Here is a 10,919-nt window from a genome sequence, read left to right on the forward strand (position 1 = left end):
CCCCCAACCCGTCGGGCGTCCAAGGCCACTGGATCCCGACTCCGATCTGCCCGCCCGACCGTCCCCAGCCGCCCGGGCCGCCGCCCACTCCCCCACGGCGGCCCGGGCCCGGACACCGAGGAACCGCCATGACCCACCCCACGACCATCGACGAGAACGCCCCCGTCATCGCCGACCACACCATCCGGATCGCCGCTCCCCTCGAACGGGTCTGGCAGTTGCACACCCGGATCGACTCCTGGCCCAGCTGGCAGGGCGCCATCACCGAGGCACGGCTCGACGGCCCCGTCGCCCCCGGCACCACCTTCCACTGGCTGACCGCGGGCCTGTCCATCGACTCCACCGTCTACGCGGTCGACGCCCCGCACCGCATCCTGTGGGGCGGTCCCGCGCACGGCATCACCGGCGTGCACGAGTGGACCTTCACCGAGGACGGCGACGGCGTCGTGGTCCGCACCCGGGAGTCCTGGGCGGGCGCGCCGGTCGACGCCGACCGCGCCAACCTCGCCGCCGCGCTGGACGACTCGCTCGTCACCTGGCTCGACGCTCTGAAGAAGGCGGCGGAGTAGTGGCCGAGCCTCTCTTCCTCACCGATCTGGTGCTGGCGTTCCTGCTGGCGATCACCGGCGGTCTGCTGGGCCGCCGGGCCGGCCGCCGCCAGGCACAGCGGGGCGAGATACGGCGACGTCCGCTCGTCCTGTACGTCACCGCCGCGATCGTCGCAGCCCGGCTGGCGGTCGCGGTACTGCTCCTGGCGACCAGCGGTTGGCCGTTGGTCGCCCATCGCCTCCTGCTCGGCCTGCCGGTCGTGGTGCTGCCGCTGGTGAGGGCGCTGGTGCGGCCCAGTGCCGTCGCCGCGCACACCACGGCGATGGGTGCCTGGCTGTCCTTCTATCTCCTGTACGTCCCGCCCGGTCCGCAGGATCTGCCGGTCGCGGCCGGAGCGTCCGCGCTCGTTCTGGCCACGACGATCGGGACCTCCCTCCTGCTCGGCGACCGGCGCTCCCGCGGCGGCCGCCTGGCCCGGCTGCCCTGGCTCTCCGGGATCGCCGCGGCGGTCACCGCCATGGCGCTGGGAAGCCTGTTCCTGGTCAGCGAGTCCGCGACGACGGACTGGGGCGGCGGCCCGGAGCGCGCCGGGCACTCCGTGCACGCCATGGGCCACGGTCACGACGCCGGGGACGCGCCCATGCGTTCCGTGGACGAGCTGACCGGCCCGCGCGACGGCATCCCCGACGCCCGCTACACCCTGACCGCCGCGCACGGCACCGTACGGCTGTCCTCGGGCAGGAAGATCGACGCGCTCACCTTCAACGGAACCAGCCCCGGCCCCGAACTGCGGGTCGAAAAGGGACAGTTGGTCGAGGTCACCCTGGTCAACAAGGACGTGACCGAGGGCGTCACCCTGCACTGGCACGGCGTGGACGTGCCCAACGCGGAGGACGGGGTGCCGGGCGTCACCCAGAACCCGGTCCGCCCCGGCGAGAGGCACGTCTACCGCTTCGTACCCGACCGCGCCGGCACGTACTGGTATCACACGCACCGGGACTCCGAACGGTCCGTGGAGCGTGGTCTGTTCGGTGCGCTGATCGTGGAGGACGGCCAACAAGGCGTGCAGCAGAACGTGTTCACCCACCTGTGGCCGGGCGCGGACGACCAGATCGGGGCGTTCGGCACAGCCGACAGCGCCGAACGCCGCGCGGTCCAGGCCGGCCGACCGGTGGTGCTACGGCTGATCAACAGCTCCAAGGAGCCGCACCGGATCCTGCTCGGCGGCGCCCCGTTCCGGGTCACCGCCCACGACGGCAACCCGATCGACGAACCGGGCGAACTCAAGCCCGGCACGGACCTGTTCCTCGCCGCCGGCGGCCGCTACGACGTGGCCTTCACCATGCCGGACGACGTGGTGACGCTACGGCTGGACACCTCCGAGATCCCCAACGAAGCAGGCCTCGCCTTCAGCCCCGACGGGCGCGCCGAACCCGCCGCGCTGAAGCGGGGCGATCTCTTCGACCGCCTGTCGTACGGCGAGCGAACCGGTCCGAAGCCGGAAGGCGGCCAGGCATACGACCGCGACTTCGACCTCGTGCTGGACAACGGCTTCGGCTTCAGCGGAGGTTCGTTCACCTTCACGGACACGATCAACGGCCGCCTCTCCCCGGCCGTGCCGACCCTGATGGTCCACGAGGGCGACCGGGTGCGGATGCGCATCACCGCACGGGGGATCATCGACCACCCCATGCACCTGCACGGCCACCGGATCCGGGTGATCTCACGCAACGGCGGGGCGGTCACCGGCAGCACCTGGTGGACCGACACCCTCAATGTGGCCCCCGGTGAGAGCTATGAGATCGACTTCACCGCCGACAACCCCGGGGTGTGGATGGACCACTGCCACAACTTCGAACACGCCGAAAGCGGCATGATCATGCACCTGGCCTACGACGATGTCACCACTCCGTACCACGGCCCGGCGCACTGAGGGAGACGCGGGATAGAAGGCCCGGAAGCAGGGGCCCGCCAGGCTGTCGGCTGTCCAGGTGTCGCGCCCGGTCGGCACCGGTCCGTCACCGTCTGGCGACATCCCCACAACCGAACCGTGTTCATGCGTCAAGTCCGGTTCGGACAAGAGGAGTTGGTGTCCGGGAAAGCCACCGTGCGCCAAACTGCCTTCCATACGTACCGCCGCGGAGGCGGGAGCGCATCCATACGGGTGGGGGGCTGGGATGTCCGAGTGGAGACCGGTCGTGGCAGCGGTGGCGGGGACACTGCTGCTGGCCGGGTGTACCGGTGGGGCGGACGGGGGTTCCGCAACCGAAGGCTCGGCTGATGCGGCGCGGAGCGCGAGTGGGGCGGACGCCGCCGGCCCGTCGGCCTCGGCGAGCCCCGTGGCCGAGGACGAGCCGTACACCATGTCCGAAGAGCGGGCACCGCAGACCCGGTCCGAAGCGGTCGCGTTCGTGCGAGGGCTCGCCCCGCGGGCTGACAACTTCGGTTCCGGTTTCCGTAAGGCCCAACCGTACGAGAGTGATCCGAGCGAGTGGGCCGTGCTCGACGAGGACTGTGTGTGGCAGCGAAGGCCGCTGCCCGGCACGACACTGGCCAGTCTGACCCGGAGATTCGTGCTCCCGCGCAGCGGCGGCAAGGGCGCGGTGCACGTGTCCTTGACGGTCTCCGTCCACAAGGACATCACGGCCGCGCGCCGGGACATGGCCGTGTCCCTGGAGGAGGCGTTGCGCTGTCCGAACCAGCGGTTGAACGCCACCGAGCGGGTCCGCGGACTCTACTCGCGGGCCGATCCGTTCTCCGAGGCGCGCAACGGGATCACCGACGACGACCTCATCGAGAGCGGGGAGTACGTCGTGGACGGCACGAAGGGCGCGCTGCCCTTCGACTGGTTCAAGTACCGGCTCGGTCCGGTCACGGTGGCCGCGACGGACCGTATCGGAGCGGGCCACGACGACAAGGAGGCGACGCGGATCGCCTCGCAGGTGGCGCAAGGCGTGGCCTACACGGCCGCCGAGATCGACAGCCTCGGAGGCAACGCGGCACGGGACGACGCCGACGCGGAGGGCAAGGGCACTGCCGATGGCGACGACGATGCGGAGGGCTCGCGATGAGTGAACCTCTGAGGCCCGCAGACCCCTCCCGCATCGCCGGCTTCCGGCTGCTGCGGCGGCTCGGCGCGGGCGGCATGGGCGTGGTCTACCTGGGTCGCGAGGACGACGGCACCCTCGCGGCGGTCAAGGTGATCCGGGGCGAGAGCGCCGACGACCCCGCGTTCCGGGCGCGGTTCGCCCGCGAGGTCGAGCTGGCCCGGCGGGTGACGAGCCGTTGGGTGGTGCCCGTGCTCGGCGCGGACGCGCAGGCGGCTGAGCCATGGCTGGCGACCGTGTTCGTTCCCGGTCCCTCGCTCGTCGAGGCCGTCGCCGCGCACGGGCCGCTCCCCACCGCCACCGCACGCTTTCTCGGCCGGCTGCTGGCCGACGCCCTCGCGGACGTGCACGCGGCCGGACTCGTCCACCGGGACGTCAAGCCCGGCAACGTACTCCTCGCCCTGGACGGCCCCCGGCTGATCGACTTCGGGGTGGCACGGGCCGACGACGACACGGCGCTGACTGCCTCCGGCATGGTCGTCGGCAGCCCCGGATTCCTCTCCCCCGAACAGGCCCGCGGCGAACCGGCCACCCCGGCGAGCGACGTCTTCTCGCTCGGCGGCGTCCTGGCCTACGCGCTGACCGGCCACCCGCCCTTCGGCAGCGGCGCACCAGAAGCCCTGCTGTACCGCACCGTCCACGACGAACCAACGCTCGACGGAATCGAGGACGACTCCCGGGCCCTCGTGGCCCGGTGCCTCGCCAAGGCGCCGGGAGACCGGCCCACCGCCGAGGAACTGCGCCGACTTCTCACCGAGGACGACGCCCCGGACGGCGCCACCGAACGCCCCGACCAGGACGGCGCCGCTCGACTGCCCCAGCCGGACGGCACCACTCACCTCCCCGACGCGGTCGCACGCATGATCGCCGCCCGCTCCGCCGAGGGCCTCGCGCTGCCCGAGATCGAGCCGACCGAGCTGGACGAGTCCGCCGCCGCACCCGCACCCGCCCCCGCCGAGGGCGAACCCCAGGACACCGCAGATCGGCGCCCGACCCGGCGGCGACTCCTGCTCGCCGGTGGGGCGCTGCTGCTCGCCGCGGGAGGTGCGAGCGCCGCCGCGCTGCTCGCGAACCGCGACGACGACAAAGCGCCGCCCGGCAAGAACCGTCCCGTCTATGTGCTGGGCGTCCATGCCACGGAGTCGACGGAGCTCGTCAGCCGCGTCAGCGAACGCGCGGCCCGGCTCGCCGTCGCCCAGCACAACGCCGCCCCGGACCGCGCGTACGACCTGACGGTCAAAGTCCTGCGGGACCGGGGCGACGCGGCCGGCGCCCAGGACGTGGCCGGCCGGTTCACCGCGGACCGGGACGTGGTCGCCGTTCTCGGGCCCGTCACCGAAACCCCGATGCGGTCGGCCGCGAAGGTCTACGGCCAGGCCGGACTGACCCATGTGTCGAGCACCACCGGCCAGCAGGACTACTTCGTGACCTCGCCCAGTACGTCGTTCCAGACCGGGATGGCGCACACCGCGCTCGGTGGCTGGATCGCCCTCCATGCCATGGTCACCAACCGGCTGGGACGCATCGGCGTGGTCCTGGACCGCTCCGGCGGCACGACCATCCAGGACCAGGCAAGCCTGCTGGTGCAGCAGTGGCGGGACGTGCTCGGTGCCCAGGTGGTGCCTCAGGTCGTGGCCGAGGAGACCGGCGACGGCCCGGAGGCGGTACGTGCGCTGCTCGCCGCCGGGGTGACCGCCTTCGCCTACCTCGGCCCGCTGGACGCCACGGTCGCCGCCGCCGGCCAGCTGGCCTCGGCCGGTTTCGACGGCCCGCGCTGGATGCAGCATCTGCTGTACGGCACGGACTTCCCGCGCCGCGCCGGAGCCGCGGGCCAGGGCTGGTACGTGGTCGACTCCGCCGCCGATCCGTCCGCCCTGACCACCAAGGCGGCGCGGGACTTCACCGCCGCGTGGCGCAAGCGCTACGGAGCCGTTCCGGAACCGTACGCCGCGGAGGCGTACGACTCGGTGCGGATGCTGCTCGGCGAGTTCGCCCGGACGGTGTCCGCGCGGACCGGCGCCCGGCCGGAGCGGGCCGCGCTCGGTGAGCGGATGGCGAAGGCGAAGTACCAGGGCATGGACCGGACGTACGCCTTCGGCGAGTATCACCAGTTCGACAGCAGCGGGCAGGGGTGGATGCGCAGTACGTATGTGCACGAGGTGCGCGACGGGCGCTTCCGCCAGCTGGGGTCTCTCGCGGATCTTCAGGGCGCGGGGAATGCCCGGAGCTGAGGGGCGCGTCGCCGGGTCCCGGGCCCGTACCGGGCTCGGGAGGTTGACGGAAGGGGGGTCCGTGCCATGGATCGGCTGCTGCCGTCCGACCCGTCCGTGATCGGCGGCTACCGCTTGGCGGCGCGGCTCGGCGCGGGTGGGATGGGCGTGGTCTACCTGGCACGCTCCCCGCACGGCACCTGGTGCGCCCTGAAGTCGATCCGCTCCGAGCACGCCGACGATGCCGGGTTTCGCGCCCGCTTCCGGCGCGAGACGGAACTGGCGACCCGGCTCAGGGCCCGCTGGACCGTGCCCGTCCTCGCGGCCGACGCCGAGGCCCGCTCCCCGTGGCTGGCCACCGCCTATGTGCCGGGCCTCTCCCTCGCCGATGCCCTCGCCGGGCACGGCCCCTGGCCGACGGCGCAGTCGCTGTGCCTGGGGGCCGCGCTGGCCGAGGCGCTGGACGGAGTCCACGCGTGCGGGCTCGTCCATCGGGACGTGAAGCCCGCCAACATCCTGCTCGCCGCCGACGGGCCGCGCCTGATCGACTTCGGCATCGCCCGGGCGCTCGGGGTGACCGCGCTCACCGCCGACGGGTCGGTCATCGGATCCCCCGGCTATCTCTCGCCCGAGCAGGCCCGGGGCCGCACGGTGGGTCCGCCGACCGATGTCTTCTCGCTGGGCTGCGTCCTTGCCTACACCGCCACGGGCCGCCCCGTGTTCGGGGTCGGCGGCGCGGCGGGTGTGCTGTACCGGACCGTGCACGAGGAACCCGACCTGGACGCGGTACCCGACGCGCTCGCCGGGATCGTACGGCGATGTCTGGCCAAGGATCCGGAAGAGCGACCGACGGTCGGCGAACTCCGCGACCGTTTCGGCCGGTTCGACGAGCAGGGCTGGCTGCCGGAGGGGCTGCCCGCTCTGGTGGCGGCCCGCGCGGCGCGGGTATTGGAGCTTCCGGTGCCGCAGGGCACGGTCACCGACGGCCCTGCGGTGAGCGGGACCGCGGACGCGGTGACGCAGACCGCCGAGCAGGCGGTGGGAGCACCCACGTCCCGGCGCCGGGTCCTGGCCGCCGGCGGAGCGGTCCTGGGTGTGGGCGGGGTCGGTGTGGGCAGTTGGTGGCGTTGGGGCCGCTCGGGTTCGAGCGGCGGGACCGGGACCGGGCCCGGTGCCTTGCCCAGGCGGGTGATCGGGCTCCTCGGCGACCGGTCCGACGCCGTGTTCACCGCTCACGAGCGCGGTGCCCGGCTGGCCGTGAGCGAGCACAACGGCACCGCGGGACGCGCCTTCGATCTCGTTCTGCGCACCGCCGACGACGGCGGCACGGTGAAAGGGACCGTCGCGGCGGCCGCCCGGCTGGGCGCCGACCCTGAGGTCTTCCTCGTGATCGGCACCGGCACCAACTCCACGGCACCGGCAGCGGTGGAGGCCTGCGCCCGGGCCCGGGTGGCTCAACTGGTCACGCGGGCCGACACGAACGAACTCGACGGCGTCACCGTCACCACCACGCTGCTGATGCGTCCGACGACAACGGCAGGACCGCCGGCGATCCTGCGCTATCTGAACCGGGTGGTGAAGCCCGCGCACACCACGGTCGTCCACGATCTCACCGACGCGGCCGAAAGCCTCCAGACGGTCCGCACCATCACCGTGCACAAGAAGCTCGACGGCGACGCCACGGTCGAGGAGGTCGCCGCGGGCCGCGACTTCGGCGCCGCGGCCCGGCGGATCGCCGCCCGCGGCGTCGACGCCGTCCTCTTCGCGGGCGTCCACCCCGACCGGGCCGCCTCCTTCGCCCGCGCCGTGCGCGAAGCGGGGTACGGCGGCCCGTGTGTGGCGGACGAGCACGTGCTCGGCGCCCGTTTTCTCGCCGAGGCGGACGGCTGGCTGATCGGCACGGGGTACACGGACGCCGCCGCCGACCCTCGTACCAAGGCGTTCACCGCGGCCCACCGCGCCCGGTTCGGCACCGCCCCCGCTCCTTGGTCGGCCGAGGCCTACGACACCGTCCGCTTCGCCGCCCACGGCCTGACCGCGACCGGCGACGCCCCTCGCTCCGTCCTGCGCTCCGAACTCCTGCGGCGTCCCTGGCAGGGCATCACCCGCAGGGTCAGCTACGACGCCGATTCCGAGTTCTTCCACGCACTGGAGGACTCGGGCGCGTTCCTCTACCGGGTGACGGACCGGACCTTGCGCTTCGTGGGCCGGGCGGACGACATCGGCAAGCCGGCGACGTGACTGACCGGCCGATGCAGCCAGGGCGGCCGCCGCCGGCTCACGCCGGGCGAGACGGCCCGGGTCATACGGTGCTCAGGGGCGGGCACCCTCGTCGACCCGCACGCGTGCGAAGGCCTCCCAGCGGTCGAGTTCGGCCAGGCGCGAGCGCAGGGAGGCCCGGATGCCCTCGACCGCATCGGCGCCGACTGCCAGGCGCAGGGGCGGCTCCTCCATCGCCGTCACCGTCATGATCGCGTCCGCGACGGTCTCCGGATCGCCGAACACCTCGGGCGGCAGCGCCGCGAAGTCCGCAAGGAACTTCCCCACCGTCGGCGCGTAGACGTCACTGGGGGCGACCACGTGGAGGCTGGCGGCGAATTCGGTCGCAAAGGTGCCCGGCTCGATGATGGTGACCTTGGCACCCGTGGGGGCCAGTTCATGGGCGAGGGCCTCGCTGAACAGCTCCACGGCGCCCTTGGACGCCGAGTACAGACCCGAGGAGGGCCAGGCGAACTGGCCGATGAGCGACGACAGTTGCACGATCCTGCCGCGGGCGGCCCGCAGCGCGGGCAGCGCGGCGCGCAGGACGGCGAGGTTGGCCAGCACATTGGTGTCGAAGATCGCTCGAGCCTCGGCGGCCCCTATCTGCTCGACCGATCCGAACAGACCGTAGCCCGCGTTGTTCACCAGCACATCGAGCCGTCCGACGGACCGCACCGTGGCGGCCAGGACCTCCTCCGCGTCCGGCGCGGTGATGTCCAGCGGTACGGCGGTGACCTGCCCGCGCCCGGCCCGGTCGGCCAGCTCGGCGAGCCGGTCGCCACGCCGCCCCACGGCGATCACATGGGCACCGGCGGTCAGCGCACGCTCGGCCACGAGACGGCCGAAGCCGGAGGTCGCGCCGGTCACAAGCCAAATGGAAGACATGTCAAGAACTCCCCGGAAGGACGGGCCGCACGCCACGGCGCACGGCGACATCGGTGAGAGCGAAACACCTGGGCGGTGTCTGCGCTCTCCAGCGAACACCGGGCGTGCGTCCGCGACAGCAGCGCAACCGGCCCGCCCGTTCCTGGGATCCGCAGGACCACCTTCAGCACGGCGCCACGGACCCGTGCGCGCGACCATGGACCTATGGAGCGCAACGAAGAGCTCGGCGACTTCCTGCGCGCCCGGCGCGCAGCGATGGACCCGCAACACCTCGGCATCCACGACCCCGCACCCCGTCGCGTCCCGGGACTGCGCAGGGAGGAACTGGCCGCGCTGGCCGGGGTCAGCGTCGACTACTACACACGCCTGGAGCAGGGCAGGCCCATCACTCCCTCGCAGTCCGTCCTCGACGCCCTGGCGAACGCTCTTCAGCTCGACCCGGCCGAACGCAGCTACCTGCACGCGGTGGCCCGTCAGCCGGGCGCGGGCCGCCGCCGCACACCCCGTGCCGCGCAGAAGGTGCGTCCCGGCGTGCACACACTGCTGGCCCGCCTCGGGGACACGCCGGCCTTCGTACTGGGACGCCGCACCCAGATCCTGGCAAGCAACCGCATGGCCCGCGCACTGCTCACCGACTTCGACGCGATGCCCGTCCGAGACCGCAACGTCACCCGCTGGCTGATACTCGACGAGGCCGCGCGCTCACTCTTCGCAGACGGCTGGCAGCGCATCGCCTCCGAGTTCGTGGGCACCCTGCGCATGGACGCCGCCCGCCATCCCGACGACGCAGCCACCGCCGAGCTCGTCGGCGAGCTGTCCATGAGAAGCGAGCACTTCCGCCGCTGGTGGGCCGCGCAGAAAGTCGTCGTCCACGGCCACGGCACAAAGGCCCTGCACCACCCGATCGTCGGCGACCTCACGCTGCACACCGAAGCGCTGACCTTCCCCGGCGACCCCGACCAGACCCTGTACACCTTCCTCGCCGACCCCGGATCACCCACCGACGAGGCGCTGACCATGCTGTCCACCTCGGCCGCCCAGCACCTGCGATCCACCCGCTCGAAAATCACCCCGGCCGACCCGCACCCGTGAAGTGAGCTCCGGCGGCTGTCCGCCGGGGGCAGGCAACTCTCGCTCCTGCCGCAGGGCGGGCAGGCGCCCGGCGGGGCCCGGCTCGGCGCCCCTGACCCCCAGGCCTGCTCGTCGTCGACGGCTCGGCGCGGTGGGCCAGAGGCGCCGTCGCGTCACTCCTCGTCGCGCAGCCGGGCCGCCAAGGAGGCCAGCGGCTCGATCTCCTCGGTGTGGCCGAGGGCGGTCAGGCGGGAGACCGCCGCGTCGAGGCGGGTGAGGGCGGGGGCGGGGCGTTCGAGGTAGAGGCCCTGCACGGCACCCGCGAGGCGGACGCACTCGGCCCACTCGCCGGCGTGGTCGGCGTCTCCTGCCGGCTCGCCGAGCAGAGWGAGGGCCTTCTCCAGGGCGGCGAGGGCGTCCTCGTACTCGCCGGCGTAGGCGTTGACCCGTCCGTGCTCGTAGGCCAGGGCGGTGTCCAGGGAACGGCCGTGGGTCTCGTATGCGGCGGCGCGGGCCTCGTCGGCGATCCGGCCGGCGTCGGCGAGGAAGGAGAGGGCGTCGGCCAGGCTTTCCTGGCCTTGCTGCTGGGCCTGGAGGCGGGCGAGTTCACGCAGGCAGTTGCTGAGCTGCTCGAAACTCGGGGCTCGGGCGTGGGCAGCGAGTGCCTGGCCCGCGGCCTCGCGGGCCCGGCCGAACTCGCCGGACTCACCGAGGAGTACAGCCGTCTCCGCAGCGATCATGACATGGCTTCCCGGGTCGTCGTCCCATCCGGCCGACTCGGCGGCGAGGGCGACGAAATCGGCCGTTGCGGCCTTGAGGTCCTCCCCCGCGTGCA

General features: G+C 72.9%; 7 protein-coding genes and 1 pseudogene. 6 read left to right on the forward strand and 2 right to left on the reverse strand.

Annotated elements, in window-relative coordinates; all coding sequences use genetic code 11:
• Positions 1 to 128: 128 nt before the first annotated feature.
• The 5 genes from EAO75_RS43985 to EAO75_RS44005 all read left to right on the forward strand — a co-directional run bounded on the left by EAO75_RS43985 (position 129) and on the right by EAO75_RS44005 (position 8,107).
• Entirely contained in the window at positions 129 to 569 is a 441-nt protein-coding gene (locus EAO75_RS43985; RefSeq protein ID WP_148000747.1) for an SRPBCC family protein, read from the forward strand.
• The gene (locus EAO75_RS43990; RefSeq protein WP_148000748.1) at positions 569 to 2,482 is read left to right on the forward strand and encodes a multicopper oxidase family protein; all 1,914 of its coding nucleotides are present in this window, start codon (positions 569 to 571) and stop codon (positions 2,480 to 2,482) included. The genes EAO75_RS43985 and EAO75_RS43990 overlap by 1 nt, the downstream gene beginning before the upstream one ends.
• 406 nt (positions 2,483 to 2,888) lie before the next feature.
• Positions 2,889 to 3,620 carry a hypothetical protein gene (locus EAO75_RS43995; protein WP_261989701.1) on the forward strand — a complete coding sequence of 244 codons (732 nt, stop codon included), beginning with the start codon at positions 2,889 to 2,891 and terminating at the stop codon, positions 3,618 to 3,620.
• Positions 3,617 to 5,887, forward strand: coding sequence for a bifunctional serine/threonine-protein kinase/ABC transporter substrate-binding protein (locus EAO75_RS44000; protein ID WP_148000750.1), 2,271 nt, complete (start codon positions 3,617 to 3,619; stop codon positions 5,885 to 5,887). Before EAO75_RS43995 ends, EAO75_RS44000 begins: the two co-directional genes overlap by 4 nt.
• 66 nt (positions 5,888 to 5,953) lie before the next feature.
• On the forward strand, positions 5,954 to 8,107 hold the full coding sequence (locus EAO75_RS44005) for a bifunctional serine/threonine-protein kinase/ABC transporter substrate-binding protein (protein ID WP_148000751.1): 2,154 nt from the start codon (positions 5,954 to 5,956) through the stop codon (positions 8,105 to 8,107).
• 72 nt (positions 8,108 to 8,179) lie between these two features.
• Here EAO75_RS44005 and EAO75_RS44010 read toward each other — a convergent pair whose 3' ends face one another.
• Positions 8,180 to 9,013, reverse strand: coding sequence for an SDR family NAD(P)-dependent oxidoreductase (locus EAO75_RS44010; RefSeq protein ID WP_148000752.1), 834 nt, complete (start codon positions 9,011 to 9,013; stop codon positions 8,180 to 8,182).
• Positions 9,014 to 9,217: 204 nt separating this feature from the next.
• On the opposite strand from EAO75_RS44010, the gene EAO75_RS44015 reads away from it, so the two are divergent.
• Positions 9,218 to 10,105: a helix-turn-helix transcriptional regulator gene (locus EAO75_RS44015; protein WP_148000753.1), complete on the forward strand. Its 888-nt coding sequence runs from the start codon at positions 9,218 to 9,220 to the stop codon at positions 10,103 to 10,105.
• Positions 10,106 to 10,257: 152 nt separating this feature from the next.
• Here EAO75_RS44015 and EAO75_RS44020 read toward each other — a convergent pair.
• A pseudogene (locus EAO75_RS44020) lies at positions 10,258 to 10,919 on the reverse strand (hypothetical protein); the annotation flags it as partial.

The sequence above is a fragment of the Streptomyces sp. UW30 genome (assembly GCF_008042075.1).
Taxonomy (GTDB): Bacteria; Actinomycetota; Actinomycetes; order Streptomycetales; family Streptomycetaceae; genus Streptomyces.

What these genes read in the sequence shown, in the direction of transcription:
- EAO75_RS43985 (WP_148000747.1), top strand. Translation starts at nt 129, where the DNA reads ATGACCCACCCCACGACCATCGACGAGAACGCCCCCGTCATCGCCGAC.
- EAO75_RS44000 (WP_148000750.1), top strand. Translation starts at nt 3,617, where the DNA reads ATGAGTGAACCTCTGAGGCCCGCAGACCCCTCCCGCATCGCCGGCTTC.
- EAO75_RS44005 (WP_148000751.1), top strand. Translation starts at nt 5,954, where the DNA reads ATGGATCGGCTGCTGCCGTCCGACCCGTCCGTGATCGGCGGCTACCGC.
- EAO75_RS44010 (WP_148000752.1), bottom strand. Translation starts at nt 9,013, where the DNA reads ATGTCTTCCATTTGGCTTGTGACCGGCGCGACCTCCGGCTTCGGCCGT.
- EAO75_RS44015 (WP_148000753.1), top strand. Translation starts at nt 9,218, where the DNA reads ATGGAGCGCAACGAAGAGCTCGGCGACTTCCTGCGCGCCCGGCGCGCA.